Annotated in this window: 17 protein-coding genes; 5 read left to right on the top strand and 12 right to left on the bottom strand. The window is 61.9% G+C overall.

Translation table 11 applies throughout. The annotated features are described in order from the left end of the window. Positions 1 to 37: 37 nt before the first annotated feature. A complete protein-coding gene (locus JQF37_RS02350; RefSeq protein ID WP_047528898.1) occupies positions 38 to 604 on the bottom strand; it encodes an alpha/beta hydrolase in 567 nt (188 codons plus the stop codon). A gap of 257 nt (positions 605 to 861) precedes the next feature. On the opposite strand from JQF37_RS02350, the gene JQF37_RS02345 reads away from it, so the two are divergent. Then, positions 862 to 1,917: an AraC family transcriptional regulator gene (locus JQF37_RS02345; protein ID WP_130204261.1), complete on the top strand. Its 1,056-nt coding sequence runs from the start codon at positions 862 to 864 to the stop codon at positions 1,915 to 1,917. A 165-nt stretch (positions 1,918 to 2,082) separates the two neighbouring features. On the opposite strand, the gene JQF37_RS02340 is transcribed toward JQF37_RS02345, so the two are convergent. From JQF37_RS02340 to JQF37_RS02290, 11 genes are all read right to left on the bottom strand, one after another. Beyond that, on the bottom strand, positions 2,083 to 3,093 hold the full coding sequence (locus tag JQF37_RS02340) for a putative sulfate exporter family transporter (protein WP_130204260.1): 1,011 nt from the start codon (positions 3,091 to 3,093) through the stop codon (positions 2,083 to 2,085). Beyond that, positions 3,090 to 3,413, bottom strand: coding sequence for a Rieske 2Fe-2S domain-containing protein (locus JQF37_RS02335; RefSeq protein ID WP_130204259.1), 324 nt, complete (start codon positions 3,411 to 3,413; stop codon positions 3,090 to 3,092). Before JQF37_RS02335 ends, JQF37_RS02340 begins: the two co-directional genes overlap by 4 nt. Then, positions 3,410 to 4,072, bottom strand: coding sequence for a DsbA family oxidoreductase (locus JQF37_RS02330; protein ID WP_130204258.1), 663 nt, complete (start codon positions 4,070 to 4,072; stop codon positions 3,410 to 3,412). The genes JQF37_RS02335 and JQF37_RS02330 overlap by 4 nt, the downstream gene beginning before the upstream one ends. After that, entirely contained in the window at positions 4,069 to 5,391 is a 1,323-nt protein-coding gene (locus JQF37_RS02325) for an MFS transporter (protein ID WP_130204257.1), read from the bottom strand. Before JQF37_RS02325 ends, JQF37_RS02330 begins: the two co-directional genes overlap by 4 nt. 91 nt (positions 5,392 to 5,482) lie before the next feature. After that, the gene (locus JQF37_RS02320; protein WP_130204256.1) at positions 5,483 to 6,535 is read right to left on the bottom strand and encodes a 3-keto-5-aminohexanoate cleavage protein; all 1,053 of its coding nucleotides are present in this window, start codon (positions 6,533 to 6,535) and stop codon (positions 5,483 to 5,485) included. An 87-nt stretch (positions 6,536 to 6,622) separates the two neighbouring features. Then, positions 6,623 to 7,471: a TauD/TfdA family dioxygenase gene (locus JQF37_RS02315; RefSeq protein WP_130204255.1), complete on the bottom strand. Its 849-nt coding sequence runs from the start codon at positions 7,469 to 7,471 to the stop codon at positions 6,623 to 6,625. A gap of 14 nt (positions 7,472 to 7,485) precedes the next feature. Further along, on the bottom strand, positions 7,486 to 8,466 hold the full coding sequence (locus JQF37_RS02310) for a quinone oxidoreductase (protein ID WP_130204254.1): 981 nt from the start codon (positions 8,464 to 8,466) through the stop codon (positions 7,486 to 7,488). A gap of 197 nt (positions 8,467 to 8,663) precedes the next feature. Continuing rightward, a complete protein-coding gene (locus tag JQF37_RS02305; protein ID WP_130204253.1) occupies positions 8,664 to 10,277 on the bottom strand; it encodes a mechanosensitive ion channel domain-containing protein in 1,614 nt (537 codons plus the stop codon). Between the two features lie 24 nt (positions 10,278 to 10,301). After that, entirely contained in the window at positions 10,302 to 11,396 is a 1,095-nt protein-coding gene (locus tag JQF37_RS02300; protein WP_130204252.1) for an AI-2E family transporter, read from the bottom strand. Between the two features lie 78 nt (positions 11,397 to 11,474). Continuing rightward, entirely contained in the window at positions 11,475 to 12,101 is a 627-nt protein-coding gene (locus tag JQF37_RS02295) for a response regulator (protein WP_047528875.1), read from the bottom strand. Between the two features lie 4 nt (positions 12,102 to 12,105). Continuing rightward, the gene (locus JQF37_RS02290) at positions 12,106 to 14,382 is read right to left on the bottom strand and encodes a PAS domain S-box protein (protein WP_130204251.1); all 2,277 of its coding nucleotides are present in this window, start codon (positions 14,380 to 14,382) and stop codon (positions 12,106 to 12,108) included. A 229-nt stretch (positions 14,383 to 14,611) separates the two neighbouring features. On the opposite strand from JQF37_RS02290, the gene JQF37_RS02285 reads away from it, so the two are divergent. The 4 genes from JQF37_RS02285 to JQF37_RS02270 all read left to right on the top strand — a co-directional run bounded on the left by JQF37_RS02285 (position 14,612) and on the right by JQF37_RS02270 (position 20,197). Beyond that, complete coding sequence (locus JQF37_RS02285) at positions 14,612 to 16,234, top strand: acyl-CoA synthetase (RefSeq protein WP_130204250.1); 1,623 nt, start codon at positions 14,612 to 14,614, stop codon at positions 16,232 to 16,234. Positions 16,235 to 16,359: 125 nt separating this feature from the next. Continuing rightward, positions 16,360 to 16,686 carry a DUF485 domain-containing protein gene (locus JQF37_RS02280; RefSeq protein WP_052193517.1) on the top strand — a complete coding sequence of 109 codons (327 nt, stop codon included), beginning with the start codon at positions 16,360 to 16,362 and terminating at the stop codon, positions 16,684 to 16,686. Next, positions 16,686 to 18,356, top strand: a complete 1,671-nt coding sequence (locus JQF37_RS02275) for a cation acetate symporter (RefSeq protein WP_130204249.1) — start codon at positions 16,686 to 16,688, stop codon at positions 18,354 to 18,356. Before JQF37_RS02280 ends, JQF37_RS02275 begins: the two co-directional genes overlap by 1 nt. 68 nt (positions 18,357 to 18,424) lie before the next feature. Further along, positions 18,425 to 20,197, top strand: coding sequence for an acyl-CoA dehydrogenase C-terminal domain-containing protein (locus JQF37_RS02270; protein ID WP_130204248.1), 1,773 nt, complete (start codon positions 18,425 to 18,427; stop codon positions 20,195 to 20,197). The last annotated feature ends 7 nt before the right edge of the window (positions 20,198 to 20,204 follow it).

The raw sequence follows: 20,204 nt of genomic DNA, 5'->3' as shown, positions 1-20,204 counted from the left end.
CAATTGCCGGACGGATCGCGTCCGGCCAGGTGCCTGACTAGCGATCCAGTTCCAGAATCAGGGCTTCGGCTTGCGGCCAGTGGCCGAAGCCCGAAGCAGGATTGAGATGGCCGACCTCGCCGAGGTTGACCAGTTCGCTGCCCCAGTCGCGGGCCATGCGGGTGACGGCCTCGAGACTGGCCAGGTGATCGTTGGTGCTGCCCGCAACAAGGCTGCGAAACGGCAGCGCACCGGCAGGCAGAGGGGCCCAGCCGTTGGCTTTGAGGGTTTCAGGGGACGGGTAGTTTGCCGGCCAGGTGGCATTGAGGTCCGGCGGCGCGGCCAGCAGAGCGCCCTTGATCGAGCCGCTGTGGCGGGCGGCCCAGTGGGCGACCATCAGCACGCCGGCGCTATGGGCGACGAGAATCACCGGGCCGTCGATTTGTTCCAGTTCATGCTGGATCGCCCGGACCCGGGCAGCGCAGTCGAGCTTGTCGGTTTCAAGCGGCGGGACGCTGCGTACGTTGTTCAACCGGGCCTCAAGCAGCGTTTGCCAATGCTCGGCAACGTGGTCGCGCAGACCCGGTACAATCAGAACGGTAGCGGCGGTTTGCAGTTTGTTCACTTGAACACCTCACCTTCTCGGTAGCTCGCCTGGCTGTTTCGCCAGAATCTTTTTGTAGTACCGACATTAAAGAGCGCCCACCCGCTACGCTTTTCATTTGACGACACCGACTTTTCTTTTGATGACAGGACAAGAGCGCCTGATTGGTGGTCGCGTGGAGGCGCAAAACAGGGCTTCAAAAACTTTTCATTTCATGATGTGCTGGATATAGTCCGCCCCGCTCAACTCCATCGAGACGCTCCAGGGATGACCTCTTCATGACCAAGCTCGTTCGCGCCGCTGTCTTGACCAACTACCTGGATGTAGCCCATTACCTGGGGTTCAATCCGCATGATGTGCTGGCGCAGGTCGGCCTGAGCAAGGCCCGCCTGCTGGCCCCCGAACAACGCATTCCGATCGATTCCGCAGTGCGTCTGCTGGAGCTTTCGGCGGCCGCCAGCGGTTGTCAGACCTTCGGCCTGAGCATGGCCGAGTCGCGTCAACTCTCGGACTTTGGCGTGGTCAGCCTGCTGCTCACGCATCAGCGGACGCTGCGTGATGCGTTGCAGGTGCTGGTGCATTACCGCCATCTCATGAACGACTCGCTGGCGATCTTCGTCGAGGAAGCGGGCAAGATGGTGATCATCCGTGAAGAGGTGGTCACCGAGTCACCGATGTCCTGCCGGCAAGCCAATGAACTGGCCATCGGCGTGATGTTCCGTCTGTGCGCGGCCCTGCTGGGAACGCATTGGCATCCGTACAGCGTCAACTTCACCCACCAGGCCCCGGAAAACCTGCACCTGCATCGCCGCCTGTTTGGTTGCAACCTGGAGTTCGGCAGTGAGTTCAATGGCATTGTCTGCCCAGACGCCAGCCTCGACATGACCAATCCCCATGCCGACCCGGCCATGGCCCGTTACGCCCAAAGCTACCTGGATTCGCTACAGAGCCACGAAGGGCCGTCGATGCTGTTTGAGGTGCGCAAGGCCATTTACCTGCTGCTGCCGATGGGGCGCGCCACGATCGAGCAGATTGCCCAGACCCAGGGCATGAACGTACGGACCCTGCAACGTCGCCTCAAAGATGATGGCTGCGCGTTCAACGACCTGATCAACGATGTGCGTCGCGACCTGGTGCTGCGCTATCTGGACAACCCCAATTACTCGCTGAGCCGAATCGCCGACATGCTCGGCTACTCCATGGCGAGCTCGTTCACGCGCTGGTTCATCAGCCAGTTCGACATGCCGCCAGCCGTTTGGCGCACCACTCATAAGCCTGGCAGTGCCAAGGCGCCGGCAGACAGCAGCGTCCTTTCCGATCCAGAGAAACCCTGAACACGCGCCAATCTGCCTGTAGGCAGCCTCCAAATAAAAAAACGACGACTGCTGGTACAGTCGCCGTAAAGGAACCGGCGCTTATGACGCCGGTCGAGTGCCGCACTGCGTCGGAGTGAACACAATGTGGCGCCGCTTGTTGAATGCGCTCGCGAGCAGCCGGGTTTACATCCCCCAGTGCAGCAACAGCAGCACAAGAACCACCAGGAACACGGTCTCCCCCACCATCAGCAGGATCGGCTTGATACCGACGGCCGCCAGTTCCTTGAGCTGGGTTTTCATGCCCAGGGCGCTGATGGACACCACCAGGCACCAGCGCGACAGTTCATTGACCGCGCCCTGCACCGCCGGGACCACCCAGCCGGTGCTGTTGATGCAGGCCAGTATCAGAAAACCGACCGCGAACCACGGCAGTAGCGGCGGCCGTTTGCCGGTGGGATCGGCGCCTTGCATGCGGGTAATCATCGCGGCGCTGACGATCACCGGCAGCAGCATGGCGACGCGCATCAGCTTGACCACGGTGGCGGTGTCGCCGGTCTCGGTCGACATGCTGTAACCGGCCCCGACGACCTGGGCGACGTCATGGATGGTGGCACCGAGAAACACACCGGCCACTTGCGGCGACAAGGCCAGCCAATTGGCGATCATCGGATAGACGATCATCGCCAGGGTCGACAGCGCCGAAACCCCGATGACCGTGAACAAGGTAGCCCGCTCTTTCTGCGGATGGTTGGGCAATCCCGCTGCCAGTGCCAATGCCGCCGATGCCCCGCAAATCGCGGTAGCCCCGCCGGTGAGCATGCCGAACAGCCGCTGAAAACCCAGCGCCTTGGCCGCGATCACCGAGACGCCAATGGTCACGACCACCAGAATCACCACCAGGGCCACCGGTTTCCAGCCCAGCGCGGCCATCTGTTCCAGGGTGATGCGCATGCCCAACAGCGCGACGCCAATGCGCAACACGCTGCGAGCGGTGAACTCGATGCCAGCCTTACAGGCGCCGTCACCCGCCAGAAAGTTGAGCGCCATGCCCAGCAGCAACGCGAACAGCATCACCGGGGCACCGTAATGCTCGGACAAAAACGACGCGGCGGCGGCCACGATCAGACTGACAATGAACCCCGGTGCCAATTCGCGGGTGCGGCTATGGATACGGGTAAGAGCAATGGCGCTCATGGCGCGGACTCCTCGGAAATGATGATGAACGCCTGGTCGTCGATGATCTCGACCGGGTAGTGGGTGACCTTGACCTGGGTGGAATTGAGCAGGTAGCCGCTGAGCAGGTCGAAGCGCAGGCCGTGGGCGAGGCACTGGATCACCCGGCCCTCCAGGCGCCCGCCACAGAGCGACGCGCCCTGGTGCGGGCAGCTGTCGTCGATGGCGAACAACTGCCCGTCGACGTTGAACAGCGCCAGGCTTTTGTCCTCGAACTCGAACAGCGCGCGACCACCGGCCTGCGGGTGTTTGCCGGCAGGTACGGGGATGCGCCTGGTCATGCCGGTTGCCGCTCGCGCTCACTGTCCTTGAGCGCTTCGCTCATGGCCCCGAGCAGCGCCTGCGCGGGTTGCGCCCCGATCACGGTCATGCGGCGGTCAAACTGAAAGCTCGGCACGCCACTGGTCGCACCGGGGGATCCGGCAAAGGGTGTGGCATCGCCCTTCAGGCAATCGAGCACACTGTCCGCATCGACGCCGCAAGAGCGGGCTATGGCGAGCAAGGTCTCTCGGCAACCCAGGTTTTCGCCTTTGCGGAAATAAGCGGCGAACATTCGTTCGAGCAACATTTCACGCTGGGTGGCATTGCCCAGCACGCTCGCACGCTCGAACAAGCGATGGGCATCAGCGGTGTTGGGCATCGTCGCAATGCGGCTGAGGTCGATGGCCAGCCCAACCGCCGAGGCAGCCTGCTGTACCTGGGCCTGACGCAGGGTCATGGCCTCGGCATTGCCCAGACGCTTGCGATAGAAATCGGCGAAGGGCTCACCTTCCACGGGCAACTGAGGCAGCAACTGCACCCCATGCCACACCGTGGTGATCTGCACGTCCGGATAGCGACTGCGAAACTGCACTTGCGCATGCTCCAATTGGCGTTTGCCGATCAGGCACCAGGGGCAGATGAAATCGAAAAACACATCAATGGATAAGCGACGACTCACAACTTCACCTCTAACCCGGCTGCATTGACAGGATCAGGCACGTGCTGACCCAGAAGGCGGGCAATATCTCTGTGGTAATGACACTTGGCATAAAAGAACACCGCTGCTGCCCCGAGGCTGACCAGAGGCACCCACTGGAAGGCCGCGTGCAGGCCGATCAGGTCGGACACCCTGCCGGTGATGAACGGCCCCGGTGCCAGGCCGAGCATGTTGTTGGCCAGGGTCAGGGTGGCGAACGCTGTGCCATGCAATGAATACGGGGTCAGGTTGGCCACCATCGCCCCGGCAGGACCGGTGGTGCCGGCGGCGATCAACATACCGAGGCAGATCAACGCCAGTTGCGCAGGCCCCGCCGGCAGGGCGAACGCCGCCGACAACAGCAGGCAACTGCCCAGGCAATAGGCAATGGCCAGGGCCACCTTGCGTTCCGGTGATTGCCGGCACAGGCGATCACTGAGCATGCCGCACAGAATCATCCCGGCACCGCTGCACAGCACGATGATGGCCGCCATGCCTCCGGCCTTGTCCGTGCCCATTTCGTAGTAGCGATTGAGGTAACTGGGCATCCACACGATCACGGTGCCGCCGACGAACAGCTGCAAGCCGCTGCCGACATAGGTTGCGATCACCGAGCGGCTGGAAAACAGCGTGCGCAAGGGTTGCCTGGCCTTGGCGGCAGCCATGTTGGCCATGCGCTTCGGTGCGATGCGGGCTTCCTTGACGATGACCGGATACAGCACCGCCAGCAGCAGGCCAAACAGCGCCATGCCGGCAAACGACCAGCGCCAGCCCAGCTTGGCGGCGATGGCACCGCCCAAGGCCATGCCCAACACGGAACCGAACATGCCACCCGCCATGAAGGCGCTGGCCAGGGTGGCCCGCATGTGTTTGGGAAACACGGAAATCACCACCGCGATACCGACACTGCCGTAAGCCGCTTCACCGACCCCGACCATGAACCGGGCAATGAACATCTGCTGGTAATCCTGGGCCAGCGCACAACCCAGGGTGGCCACACTCCACATCAGCGCCATCAGGGCGAGGCTCTTGACCCGGCCGAAGCGGTCCGCCAGCAACGACAGGGGAAACGTCAGCAAGCCGACCATCAGGGCGACAACGCCACTGAGCAAGCCGAGTTGACCATCGCTCAAGGACCACTCGCCCTTGAGCATCGGGAACACCGCGTTCAGCACCTGACGCGACATATAGTCGGAAATCAACAGGCCGAACGTCAGTGCAAAGACGATCCAGGCATATTTGCGCGCAACGCCGACGCCACTGCAGTCGTCATCGTCCGCGGCGATTGGATGAAAGGCCATGCAGCCTCCTCAAAGCTTCGTTTTATTGTTGTTATCAAGCGTGTTGCATGCAGTGAGCGAGAGGCCAACGACCTCTCGCCGCCACTGCCGGTCAGCCGCGCTGCGGCACACCTTTTTGCCCGGCCTTGCGGTTGGGGGCCATGCCGTTGGCCAACAGGGTTTCTTCGATGCTCTGGTATTGCACACCGATGCGATAGATCTCGCGGGCTTCTTTGCCGGTGGCGATCTCGCGACCCAGTTCATGGGCGATGCGCACGGTCTGCTTGATCTGCGCGACCGAGCCGAAACGTTCGCCCTTGTGATCAATGATAGTGTCTTCGTTGCCCACACGCGGGTGCAGGCCCATGGACATCGCCATGGTGTTGAACGGCAGCACGTTCTTGAGCAGCGATTCGGAGGTCAGGGTGCAGCCGTCCGGAACACGGTGGATGAAGTTGAAGAAGTTGAACGGGTTCGGACCGTCGAAACCGCCACCGATGCCGATCCAGGTCAGGTTCAGCGGGCCCTTGTAGAGGCCCTTGCGTACCAGACGCTCGAGGGTTTCATAGGCATGAATCCCGGTCAGCTGGAAGTGTGGCTGGATGCCGTTGTCCGTCAGGCGCTTGAGGTGTTCGGCCACCCAGGCCGGACCGGCCGGCACGGTCATTTCGCTGTAGGCGGCCTGGAACAACGGATTGGCCAGGGAGGTGCCTTCCAGGTATTCCGGATACAGCAGCTCCATGATGTTCATCTGGGTGGTGTTGATCGCCACCGTGACCTGATCCGGTTTTGGCGTCAGCTCGGCCAGCATGTGGCGAGTGTCGTCGGACAGCCACTTGGCCGCTTCGCCATCGCTTTCAGGGGCGAAGGAAATCGAGCCGCCGACCTGGATGATCATGTCCGGCACGGCTTCGCGCACACCGGCGATCAGCTCGTTGAACTTGGACAGGCGCTTGGACCCCTTGCCATCGAGTTCGCGCACGTGCAGGTGCAGGACCGTGGCACCGGCTTCGTAGCACTCGACCGCTTTTTGCACCTGCTCGTCCATGGTCAGCGGAATGTCTTCAGGAAAGTCTTCCGGCATCCATTCCGGGCCGTAGGGGGCCACGGTAATGACGACCTTTTCCATGTTTTCGGGGTGCAGGGAATCGTCGAAGAATTGCATGGTTTACTCCTGTTTTTATGATTGTCCCGTCCACCCGGGATCGTGCCGGGCAGACGTGTTTACGAGTGCGTATGCAGAAGGGGTCGATCAATAAGTCTTGTCGCCGATGATCCCGGCGCGTTCCATCTTGCGATGGCACGGCGGGTAATCCATGACGGCGTAATGCTGGGTACTGCGGTTGTCCCAGATGGCAACGCTGTTGGGCTTCCAGCGCCAGCGCACTTGATACTCGGGGATGTACGCCTGGCTGATCAGGTAGCGCAGCAGCTCGCTCGCGCCAGGATTGGCGTCCTGGCCGAAGCGCACCCGCTCGGGGGTGTGGTAGTTGCTGAAATGGGTGGTGAAGGCGTTGACGAACAGCACCTTCTCGCCGGTTTCCGGGTGGGTGCGCACCACCGGGTGCTCGGCGTCCGGATACAGGGCCTTCAGCGCCAGGCGTTTTTCGATCGGCATGGTCGCGCCGAAGCTCGCTTCGATGCTGTGGCGGGCACGCAGGTCGGCAATCTTCACCTTCACGTCATCGGGCAGGTTGTCGTAAGCCTCGACCATGTTCGCCCACATGGTGTCACCACCGACCGGCGGGCACTCCACGCAGCGCAGCACGCAACCCATGGGCGGAGCTTCGCGCCAGGTGGCATCGGTGTGCCAGGCGTTTTCGTAGCGGTCCATCGGTTGGTCCGGTTTTTTGTAGATCTGCACCAGGCCGGGGTGATCCGGATCACTGCCGGCCACCGGATGATCTTCCAGCTCGCCGAAGCGCCGGGCGAACGCCACGTGCTCGGCGCGACTGATGTTCTGGTCGCGCAGGAACACAACACGATGGGTGAGCAACTGGGCGCGAATCTCGGCAAAAAGACCCTCGTCATGGATCGCGTCGGCAAGATTGACGCCGATCAGTTCCGCACCGATGTTGCAGGTCAATTGTTCGACTTTCATGGCAGCGGACTCCCTTAAATGACGAAAATCGACGAGCCAGTGGTCTTGCGCGATTCCAGGTCCCGGTGGGCCTGTACGGCATCCTGCAAGGCGTAGTGCTGGTTGATCTCGATCTTGATCCGGCCATTGCCGACGTGGTCGAACAATTCACCGGCCAGGGCCGCTTTTTCCGCAGGGTCGGCGATGTAATCGGCCAGCGCCGGGCGAGTCAGGAACAGCGAGCCTTTCAACGCCAGCATCACCGGGTCGAACGCCGGGATCGGGCCGGAAGCCGTACCGACGCAGACCATCAGGCCGCGGCGCTTGAGCGAATCCAGCGAGCCCATGAAAGTGTTCTTGCCGACGCTGTCGAACACCACGTTGACGCCGACACCGTCCGTCAGTTCGCGAACGCGCTGGGCGACATCTTCATGGCTGTAATTGATGACATGGTCGCAGCCATGGGCCCGGGCGATTTCGCCCTTGACCTCGGTGGATACGGTACCGATCACGGTCAGGCCCAGCAGCTTGGCCCACTGTGAAACGATCAGGCCGACCCCACCGGCGGCAGCGTGCAGCAAAATGCTGTCGCCGACCTTGAAATCGTAGATGCGGCGCATCAGGTACGACGACGTCAGGCCGCGCATGGTCATGGCCGCGGCGGTCTCGAAACTGATGGTTTCCGGAAGTTTGATCAGCGGTGCCGCCGGGATCAGACGCTCGGTGCTGTAGGCCCCCAGCGTATTGAGAAACCCGGTGTAGGTGACGCGATCACCCACTTGTACATTGGTCACCCCTTCGCCCACGGCCTGGACCACGCCGGACGCTTCGACCCCCATACCGTTCGGCAGCGGGATCGGGTAAGTGCCGTTGCGAAAGTAGGTGTCGGCATAGTTCAGGCCGACCGCCACGTGACGAAGACGAACCTGGCCCGGGCCCGGGTCCCCCACTTCGACCTCTTCGTAACGAAGCACCTCGGGACCACCGGTTTCGTAAAAGCGAACGGCTTTGGCCATTTTTTCTTATTCTCCAATCTGCGTTTTGGCGAGTGCGTCGAATTGCGCTGATTGGACTGTAGGTCTGCGGCTCAGTCATCGCTTCTCATCAGACGACAACGGCTTTTCATTTCATGACAGGCGTGGGGCTCACCGGGAGAATCACAGCGGCCATTGCGGCGGTGCGGGCTTGCTCGTCTTCTGCTTCTGGCGGTCAGTCACTTTGTCTCCTTCGGCTCCTGGGCAGGGGCCGAATACCATTTCTCCCTCGGCACCCACTTCTCTTGCCTCGGGTCGCCAAGGTAGTGCGGCGACATGATTTGCACGCCGTACTCGTTGAACACATCCTGGATATTGGCGTGCAGCATGCTGAGCAACTCGGCACGCGGGCGCGGCTGGCTGGGGATGGCCTGGGCCACGAGGCGATATTCCGGGTAGAAGTCCGATAAAGCGGTCTGAAACACTTGGGGCGTCGGCACTGCGAGAATCCCGGCGGTGCGTCTGGCGGCCTCCAGCAGCATGGCTTCGACCTGCCGCCACGGCGTGTCGTAGCCGATGGTCACCACCGTATCGACCACATAACCGGCGCCCTGCACGATCCGCGAATAGTTCTTGGTCACCGAGTTGGTGATCATCGAGTTCGGCAAGGTCAGCACCTCACCCAGGCCGGTACGGATGCGCGTGGTGAACATGCCCAGTTCGGTCACCGTGCCTTCGTATTCGCCGATGCGCACAAACTCCCCCGGTCGCAGGGTGCGTGTATAGGTCAGAATCAGCCCCGACGCCGCCTGGCCAACCACACTGGTGGCGCCCAGGGAAATCATCAGGCCGATCAGCACCGACAACCCCTTGAACGCATCGGTGCCCGCTCCCGGCAAGTACGGATAGGCCATGGCCAACGCAAACAACCAGATCGCCAGGGACATCAGCCGGGTGGTCGGCTGCAGGGTTTCCTCATTCAGCCAATTCAAGATGCCGGGGCCGGCCATGCGCCGCAACACTCGCTTGCTGAAAGCGCTGACGCCCCGGGCAATGAAGAAAATCATCAGGGCCACGCCCAGTCCGGGAATCGCGCTGATCATGCTTTGGAACAGGTAGGTCGCGACCTCCACCAGGTAGTTATTGAGGCTTTCGCCCCACGGCCGGGTGTAGGGAAAACGCGACAGGACAAATCCCAGCCACTCGTAGGTCAACAGCAACACCACCAGCCAGCGCAGAAACCACAGCACACGGCTGACCAGCGGGTAGAGGAAATTGGCATCGATGAGCTGCACACGCCCCACGCTCAACGCCTTGGTGTGCCGATGCATCAACTCCGGGAGTTTCTTCAGTAATTTGAGCCGCAGGTAGACCATGCCCCACAGCAGCGCGAAATAAAGGGTGGTGGCCAGCGTGACGGCGATCAACGCCCTGAGAATCAGCCGCAGGCTGCGCGCTTCCTGGGTTTCAGCGACTACCTGACGCAGGTTCTGCGCCGCTTGCTCGGCGGTCTCCAGGACTGACGCGGTGCCCAGGCTGTCGACGTCTTTGGGCGTGACAATGAACGCGCGCCGGGTGCCCAACAGCACCAGGTAACTGTTCTGGATCGGATCGATGCTGACGTTCAGATCGTCGGCTTCATCCAGCGCCTCGCGGATCACCGCGCCAGCGCGCTTGACCCGCGATTGCGGCGGTTCTCCGAGTACCGTGGCACGGAACACCATGACACTGCGGTTGGCCACTTTGAGCTCGGCGGACGCATCCGGGGCCTTGGGGGCTTCCTCGGCCCACAGATGCAGCGAGCTCAACAAACAGAAAACGGCGATGACGGCTGTGACTACCCTGTTGCGCATGCTGAGTTCCTTCCCGCACAGGTTTCAGGGTATTGGCTGATTTTCGTCCTGGGGCCGAGCCTCCACCCACTGCCAGAACAACTGATAGCCGACCGCAAGCACCACAGGGCCGATGAACAAGCCGAGGATGCCGCTGGTGACCATGCCGCCCAGGGCACCGATCAGTATCACCGGCATCGGCACGTCAACACCGCGCCCCAACATCAAGGGCTTGAGTACGTTGTCCACCAGGCCCGCCACGAATACGTAAATGGCGAACACGATGGTGATGGTGTTGGGGCCTTCAGTGGCGAACACATAAACGATGACCGGGATGGTGATCAGCGTCGCCGGGAGCTGCATGATCCCCAGCAACAACACACCCAATGCCAGCAACCCGGCGGCCGGCACGCCCTTGAAGACAAACCCCAGGCCCACCAGCAACATCTGGATGAAGGCGATGCCGACCACCCCGAGCGCCACGGCACGGATCGTTGCGGTGCACAGCGCCGCGATACTCGGGCCTCGGTCCGGGCCGCTGATACGCGAGGCGATCTGGATCGCACTGCGGCTGCCCGCTTCGCCGTAGGCCATGAAGATGCCGGCGATGATCAGGGCAAAGATGAAAATGAGAAAGCCCATGCCGACTCCGGCCAGTTTACTCAGCAGACCCAGGCTGATGCCTTTGATTTGCGGAATGTACTTCACGGTCAGGCTTGGCAAGTCGTTGGCTGCCTGCATCCACAGGCCCGATAGGGGCTTGCCCACCAGAGGCCAGGTGGCGACGGATTCGGTCGGCGGGGGAATTTGAAAGCCTTCGGTCTTGACCATGGTGATGGTGTTCTGGATCGAATCGACAACCGAGGAGCCCAACAGATAAACCGGCACCATCAGGATCGCGATGGCAACGAGCACGATCAGGGTCGCAATCAATCCATCCTTGTGCCCAAGCGGCCCCCTGAGCCGCGCTTGCAACGGGTAAAGCGTGATCGCCAGGATCAACGACCACAGCATCAAGTCACGAAATGGTCGGAAAATCTCGAAGCAAAACAGCACCAAGACGACAATCAGTCCGGCGCGGATCAAGACATCAAGCAGGCCGCTGGACAAGGTTTTCACTGTGAGCGATGTGGGCACCATTGCTGTCTCCTCACGGTTCGCCGTGAAGTGGGCGAATCTGTTAGCCCAGCATAGACGCACATTGCCCGGTGTGAAGGATCAACGCAGCTTCAGCGGATCGACCATGTTTGCCGCAATGGCCATGCCCACCAGGTCCGGCAACGTGTTGGCCTGCATGCGTTTCATCACGCGCGAGCGATACAGGTCGACGGTCTTTGCACTCACGCCCAGTTGCTCGGCGATTTCGCGGGTGGTGTAACCCTGCACCAGAGGCAACATGACGTCGCGTTCCCGTGGGGTCAGGGTCAGCAAGCGTGCCTGCAAGGCCTGATTGCCGGACCGCTGCGTGGCGCAACTGCTCAGTGCCTGCTGCACGCTGTCGAGCAGCAACTGCTCGTTGTAGGGTTTTTCGATGAAGTCATGGGCGCCGGCCTTGAAGGCGCGGACGACGATTGGCACATCGGCGTGGCCGCTGACGAAAATGATCGGCAGGTTCAGCTCACGCACGCGCATTTCTTCCTGCACGTTCAACCCCCCCATGCCGGGCATGCGCACGTCGAGAATCACGCAGGCATCGAGACTGGCATCACAGGCATCGAGGAACTCGACACCACTGGTAAACGGCAAGGCCTTGAGACCGACCGACTCCAATAACCACACCGTTGATTCGAGCATGCCCTGGTCATCGTCGACCACATACACCACGTGCTCCGTCGCACCTGCCATTACGTCATTCCTGTTGTTGTTTTGTTGGACCGGCAAGCGGCAGGCGGCAACACATCAGCAACCCGACAGGCTGGCGCCGGGCCTGCAGTTCGCCACCGAAACCCTCGATGATGCTGCGGCTCATGGACAAGCCGAGCCCCAGGCCTTCGGCCTTGCTGGTGTAGAACGGGGTAAAAATCTGCTCCAGTTCGGGCTCGCCGACCCCCGGCCCCTGGTCGCGCACACTGATTTCCAGGGTGGCACCGCTGCCCTGCTCCACCGCCATCACGATCAGCGAAGGCTGGCCAGGATGTTGCTCGCGATTGGCATCGATGGCATTGCGCAGCAGATTGAGCAACACCTGCTCGAGCAACACGCGGTCGGCAAAAACGGGCGGCAGATTATCCGGCAGTCGATCCTCGATTGTCACTTGGCAATTGCTCGCCTCCCAGGCACACAAGCGCACCGATTCACGGGCGACTTCGGTCAGGTTCAGCGCCTGCATGCGACGCTGCCCCTTGCGCAGAAACGCACGCAGGCGCCGGATCACTTCAGACGCATGGGTGGCGTGATGGGTAATACGCTCCAGGCCTTGCGCCACCCTGGCGGCCGCCTGGGGATTGCTGCCCAGGGTCTGCAAATAGCGTTGGCTCGCATTGGCGTAATTCACCACGGCAGCCAGTGGCTGGTTGATTTCGTGGGCAATCCCCGAGGCCAGCTCGCCCAGCGTCACCAACCGCGCGGTGTGCGCCAGCTCATCCTGATGGCGACGTTGTTGCACTTCGCGCAGCTCACGTTCGGTCATGTCCCGGGCCACCAGCGAGTAATAGCGCTCGCCGCCGGCGGAACGGTGCGCCAGCAACACCAACGACACGGGCACCGATGTGCCGCCGCCAGGCGGCTGCAAGCGCGCATCGGTGCTCCAGACGCCATCGCGTTCGGCGCTGCTCCAGCCGTCACGTTGCAGGCGCCCCAGGTCGCTACTGGCAAACAACTCGGCCAGGGCTGGCATCGCTTGCTGCTCATCGATGCCGAGGATGCGCCGCGCCGCCGGGTTGAGGTAAGTGACTTGGCCCTTGGGGTCGATGAACAGCACCGGATCGGTGTTGGCCTCCACCACCTCGGCCAGTCGTCGCTTGTTTTCCTCGGCCTGCACCCGCGCCGTGATGTCCCTGGAGACGCTGACCACTTCGACCACCGCTCCGGTGTAGGTCTCGCGTATCGCGCGGCAGGCGGTTTCGAACCACAGGTAATGCCCGTCGCGATGGCGGATGCGATAGGTCATCGTGTGATACCCATCCTGCTCCAGCGCATCGCGCGCGCGCTGAACCAGGTTGGCCAGGTCCTGCCCATGGAACAGACCCTGGGCCATTTGCCCGCGCAACTCCTCGGGCCAGTAGCCGAGCAAGGTCCAGGACGCGGGCGAGGCATCGAGAAAGCGCCCGTCCGGCGTGTGCCGGGAAATCAGGTCAGTGGTGTTTTCGATGATCAGCCGGTACAGCCGGCGAGCGGTGGCCGCTTCCCGCTCTGCCAGCACCTGGGTCGTGGCGTACCGGCAACGGGCGAGCACGCGGTTGTCCTGGGGATCGGGGATGAAAGTCCAGATCAGTATTTGCTCTTCGAACTGTGCCTCGACGCCTTCGATGGCACGTTGCTGATCGAGGCAGGCGCGCACCAACACCCGATGATTGACCGGTAAAAAGCCCAACACATCGGTCAACGGCTTTTCGGCAAGCAAGGACAATAGCGCCGCATTGAACTCCAGCGGTCGGCCCTGTGCATCGAGCAACAGGCTCGGTTGCGGATCATGGCCCAGCAACGGCGAGCCGCGCAGCATGCCATTGACGCTGGTCAGCAATGTCGTCAACAAATCCTGCACCCAGCCCAGCCAGTCGAGACTCACACCCTCGCGCACTTCCACCAGCAACAACCCGGCCTGCCCCGGCTGCAAGGCCAGGTCGAACACCTGGCCATGGCTGATGGCCGCTCGACGCAATCGACCCGACAACCAGCAGTCGAGTTGACGGACTTGAGCCAGATCCAGGCGCCCGGCTTCGACCAGATGCTCAAACAGCAACTGATCGCTGGCCAGCGCCGGGTCGCCCTGGCCCGGGGGAAAGTGCTGGGCCGAGCCCTCGTGACCGTAGATCCGCGCACCGGGCTGCCAACTGAGATAAACCGCACGCTGCACTTCCGGGCAATCCTGAAGGGCACGACACAACGCATCGGCGCGGGCGGACAACGCCACGCCTTCGCGCTGCAGGCGCAACCAGCTGTGCAATCGAACGGGGGTCAGGGTCATCGCGGGTCCACTTCGTCAGGAAAACCAAGCATATACCGGCTTTGGAGGTGCGGCGGCATTGATTTGGACCGGGACGAATGAAGTATAGTAGAACTACTATACGCCCTAGGTTGTACTTCCATACGCATAGCTGGATGTTATATAAAGTATTCCGGACATAAAGGTGCCCTTAGCGACTGCCTCGCGAGGTCACCCATAGAGCTAACAATAAGCCACCGAGTACCAGAGTATGTCGATCTACGAGCAAGGGTTAGACCCTTCGGCTGTCAATCATATTGCCCTGTCTCCGCTCAGCTTCATCGAGCGCACTGCCAACGTTTATCCCCACTACCCCGCCGTCATCCACGGTTCGATCCGCCGCACCTGGGCGCAGACCTACGCCCGCTGCCGGCGACTGGCCTCTGCTCTGGCCGGTCGCGGCATCGGCAAGGACGACACGGTGGCGGTGATGCTGCCCAACATTCCCGAGATGCTTGAGGTGCATTTCGGCGTGCCGATGATCGGTGCCGTGCTCAACCCGCTCAACGTTCGTCTGGATGCCGAGGCCATCGCCTTCATGCTCCAGCATGGCGAAGCCAAGGTGTTGATTACCGACCGTGAGTTCCACAACGTGATCCGCGCAGCGATCGGCATGCTCGATCACCCGCCGCTGGTGATCGACGTCAACGACCCGGAATACGGCGAAGGCCAGGCCGTCAGCGATCTGGACTACGAAGCGCTGTTGGCCGAAGGCGATCCGGATTTCGACTGGAAATGGCCAACCGACGAATGGCAAGCCATCTCCCTGAACTACACCTCCGGCACCACCGGCAATCCCAAGGGCGTGGTTTACCACCATCGCGGTGCCTACCTGAACTCATTGGGCAACCAGATGACCTGGGCCATGGGCAACCACCCGGTGTACCTCTGGACGTTGCCGATGTTCCATTGCAACGGCTGGTGCTACCCCTGGACCATCACCGCGATGGCCGGTGTGCATGTGTTCCTGCGCCGGGTCGACCCGCAGAAAATCCTGACGCTGATTCGCGAGCATCAGATCACTCACCTGTGCGGTGCACCGATCGTGCTCAATGCCCTGGTGAACATGCCGGAATCGGCGAAAGCGGCCATCGATCATCCAGTCAACGCCATGGTTGCCGGCGCCGCGCCGCCCGCCAAAGTGATCGGCGCCGTTGAAGCGATGGGCATCAAGGTCACTCACGTGTATGGCCTGACCGAAACCTACGGCCCGGTGACCATTTGCGCCTGGCATGCCGAATGGGACGAAATGCCTCTGGATGAGCGGGCGCAAATCAAGTCTCGACAAGGCGTGCGCTACCCGACCCTGGAAGGCGTGATGGTCGCTGATTCGGCGACCCTGGAGCCGACCCCGCGCGATGGCCTGACCATCGGCGAGGTCTTCATGCGCGGCAATACCGTGATGAAGGGCTACCTGAAGAACCCGTCCGCCACTGCCGAAGCGTTCGAAGGGGGCTGGTTCCACACCGGCGACCTGGCGGTGTGTCATCCCGACGGCTACGTCGAGATCAAGGATCGCCTCAAGGACATCATCATTTCCGGCGGTGAGAACATTTCCACCATCGAACTCGAAGGTGTGCTTTACCGCCATCCTGGAGTGCTGGAAGCCGCGGTGGTTGCCCGTCCCGATGAAAAATGGGGCGAAACGCCCTGCGCCTTCATCACACTCAAGACCGATCACCAGCACGTGTGCGAGGCAGACATCATCACGTTCTGTCGCGAACACCTGGCCGGTTTCAAAGTGCCGCGCACCGTGATCTTCACCCTGTTGCCGAAGACATCCACCGGCAAGATCCAGAAGTACGTGTTGCGCGACCGGGCCGCAGCGCTCTAACCCGAAACAACGATGTACCCCTAGGGCGGCAGGTGATCAACCTGCCGCCTCGGGCTCGTGCACGCCGAATTCGGCGTTGCCCGGCCCACCACGGACCGATAACAAAAACAAAAGTGGAGCTACTGATGATCGACATCCATTCAACCGATACCCAACGTTGCGAACGCATTCGCAACAATCCCAAATTCCTTGAGCTGGTGAGCAGTCGTTCGCGCCTGGCCTGGTCGTTGAGTGCCGCCGTGCTGGGCACTTACTACCTGTTCATGCTGATTGTGGCGTTTGCCCCGCAGTGGCTGCACGCGCCGCTCGGCGAGCACCGGATGTTGACGCTCGGCATGCCGGTAGGCGCGGCAATCATCGTGTTTTCCTGGCTGCTGACCGGCTGGTATGTCTACAGCGCCAATACGCGCTTCGATGTCCTGGGCGCCGCCATTCTCGAGGAGAGCAAATAATGACCCTGTTCAACAAGCTCATCCTCGGCACGCTTGGCCTGTTGCCGGCCTCCCTCGTACTCGCCGCACCGACCCTGGCGGCGGTGGAAAAACAGCCGCTCAACCTGAATGCGATCGGCATGTTCTTCGTCTTCGTCCTGGGCACGCTCGCCATCACCTGGTGGGCGGCGCGTCAAACCCAATCCACCTCGGACTTCTACACGGCTGGCGGCGGTATCAGCGGCTTTCAGAATGGCCTGGCGATTGCCGGTGACTACATGTCGGCGGCCACCCTGCTGGGGCTTTCCAGCCTGGTGTTCGCCAAGGGCTACGATGGTTTCATTTATACCATCGGCTTCTTCGTCGGCTGGCCGATCATCACCTTTTTGATGGCCGAGCGTCTGCGCAATCTGGGGCGCTATACCTTCGCCGACATCGTTTCCTATCGGCTGGACCAGAACAAGGTGCGGATCTTCGCGGCCTTCGGTTCATTGACGGTGGTGTGCTGCTACCTGATCGTGCAGATGGTCGGTGCGGGTCAGTTGATCAAGCTGCTGTTCGGTCTCGACTACCCGGTGGCGGTGGTGATCGTCGGTGCGCTGATGCTGGTGTATGTGATTTTCGGCGGCATGATCGCCACCACCTGGGTGCAGATCATCAAGGCCGTGCTGCTGCTGGCCGGTGGCACCACCCTCGCGGTGATGGCGATGTCGCAGTTCGGTTTCAGCTACGAGACCCTGGCCGACAAAGCCGTGCAGGCCCACGCCAGCGGCTGGAACATCATGGGCCCGGGCTCGATGCTCGCCGATCCGATCAACACCGCGTCGATGTCCCTGGGCCTGGTGTTCGGCATCGCCGGCCTGCCGCACATTCTCATGCGCTTCTTCACCGTGCCGAACGCCAAAGAGGCGCGTAAATCGGTGTTCTACGCCACCGGTTTTATCGGTTTCTTCTTCCTGGTGGTGTGCACCCTCGGCTTTGCCGCGATGGTGATCATCGGCACCGACCCGCAGTACTACGTCAACGGTGAAGTCGGCGGCGCCCTGATTGGCGGCGGCAACATGGTGGCCATGCACCTGGCCAAAGCGGTCGGCGGCAACCTGTTCTTCGGTTTCCTCGCGGCGGTCGCCTTCGCCACCATCCTGGCGGTGGTGTCCGGGCTGGCACTGGCTGGCGCTTCGGCGATCTCCCATGACCTCTACGCCACCGTGTTCAAGAAGGGCAAGGCCAGCGAGAAACAGGAAATGCGCGTCACGCGCATGGCCACGGTAGGCCTGGGCATCATCGCGATTCTGCTGGGCATTCTGTTCGAGAAGATGAATGTCGCGTTCCTCGTGGGCCTGACCTTCGGCATCGCCGCGTCGACCAACTTCCCGGTGCTGATCATGGCCATGTACTGGAAAGGCCTGACCACCAAAGGCGCGATCATCGGCGGTTTTGCCGGCCTGGTTTGCGCGCTGGTGCTGGTGATCCTCTCGCCAGCCGTGTGGGTCACTGTGCTCGGTCATGCTCACGCGATCTTCCCGTATGACCACCCGGCGCTGTTTTCCATGCCGCTGGCATTCCTGGTGATCGTCGTGGTGTCCAGGCTCGACCGCAGCGTGCGCGCCGACAAGGAGCGTGATGCCTTCGCCGACCAGTTCGTCCGCGCACAGACCGGCCTCGGTGCCGCCGCCGCGTCCAGTCACTGATCGAAAAGGCACGGCCCGCCCATGCGGCGCCGTGCCCGTCGCACAACCGTTCCAACGAGGTTCACGTTATGCCCCAATTCAATGCCCCACTGCGCGACATGCGCTTTGTGCTGCATGAAGTGTTCGACGCCCCGGCCCTGTGGGCGCGCCTGCCGGCCCTGGCCGACAGCGTCGACGCCGATACGGCCGACGCCATTCTTGAAGAAGCGGCGAAAGTCACCGCGCACCTGATTGCACCGCTCAATCGCAGCGGTGATGAAGAAGGCGCGCAGTGGCATGAAGGCCAAGTCACTACGCCCATCGGCTTCAAGCAGGCTTACACCACCTACATCGAAGGCGGCTGGGTGGGTCTGTCCGGTAATGCCGAGTTCGGCGGCATGGGCATGCCGAAGATGCTCGCGGTGCAGTTCGAAGAGATGCTCTACGGCGCCAACTCGAGCTTTGCGCTGTATTCGGCCTTGAGTTCCGGCGCCTGCCTGGCGCTGGACGCCCATGCCAGCGAGACCCTGAAAAACCTCTATCTGCCGCCGATGTATGAAGGTCGCTGGGCCGGTTCCATGTGCCTGACCGAAGCCCACGCCGGCACCGACCTGGGGCTCATCCGCACCCGCGCCGAGCCTCAGGCCGACGGCAGCTACGCCATCACCGGCAGCAAGATTTTCATCACCGGTGGCGATCAGGACCTGACTGAAAACATCGTGCACCTGGTGCTGGCCAAGCTGCCGGATGCACCGGCCGGCCCGAAAGGCATCTCGCTGTTTCTGGTGCCGAAAGTGCTGGTCAATGCCGACGGTTCCCTGGGCGCTGGCAACGCCGTGAGTTGCGGTTCGATTGAACACAAGATGGGCATCAAGGCGTCGGCCACCTGCGTGATGAACTTCGACGGCGCCAGCGGCTGGTTGATCGGTGAAGCGAACAAGGGCCTGGCGGCGATGTTCACCATGATGAACTACGAACGCCTGTCCATCGGCATTCAGGGCATCGGTTGTGCCGAGGCGTCCTATCAGAGCGCCGTGGCATACGCCCGCGAACGCATTCAGAGCCGCTCGCCGACCGGAGCCATGGCCCCGGACAAAGCCGCTGACCCGATCATCGTTCACCCTGACGTGCGTCGCATGTTGCTGAGCATGAAAGCCATGACTGAAGGCGGCCGCGCGTTCGCCAGTTATGTCGGGCAGCAACTGGACCTGGCGAAGTTTTCCGACGATGCCTGGGAACGCGAAAGCGCACAGGACCTGGTCGCGCTGCTGACACCGGTGGCCAAGGCGTTTTTTACCGACACCGGGCTGGAAAGCTGCGTCAACGGCCAGCAAGTGTTCGGTGGCCATGGCTACATCCGCGAATGGGGCCAGGAGCAGTTGGTGCGTGACGTGCGCATCGCGCAGATTTATGAAGGCACCAACGGCATCCAGGCGCTGGACCTGCTCGGTCGCAAGGTGCTGGCCGACAAGGGGCTGGCGCTACGCCACTTCACCGGGGAGATTCGCCGCTTTGCCACCCAGCCGAACGCCCCCTATGCCGCTCAACTGCTCGATGCAGTGCGGTGTCTGGAGGAACTGAGCGACTGGCTGCAGGATCGCGCGGCGACCAATCGCAACGAAGTCGGTGCCGCTTCGGTGGAATACCTGCACCTCTTCGGTTACGTCACCTACGCCTGGCTGTGGGCGCGGATGGCTCAGGTCGCCCTGCAAAAACGCAGTGAAGACGAAGGTTTTTATGGCGCGAAAATCGCCACCGCCGACTTCTACATCCACCGCCTGCTGCCACGCATCTTGAGTCTGGAGCAATCCATTCGCGCTGGCAGTGGTCCTTTGTATGGCCTGAGCGCCGAACAGTTCTGACGTTTTC

The sequence above is a fragment of the Pseudomonas sp. MIL9 genome (assembly GCF_016887925.1).
Taxonomy (GTDB): Bacteria; Pseudomonadota; Gammaproteobacteria; order Pseudomonadales; family Pseudomonadaceae; genus Aquipseudomonas; species Aquipseudomonas mohnii.
This window is presented reverse-complemented; position numbering and strand designations above follow the sequence as displayed.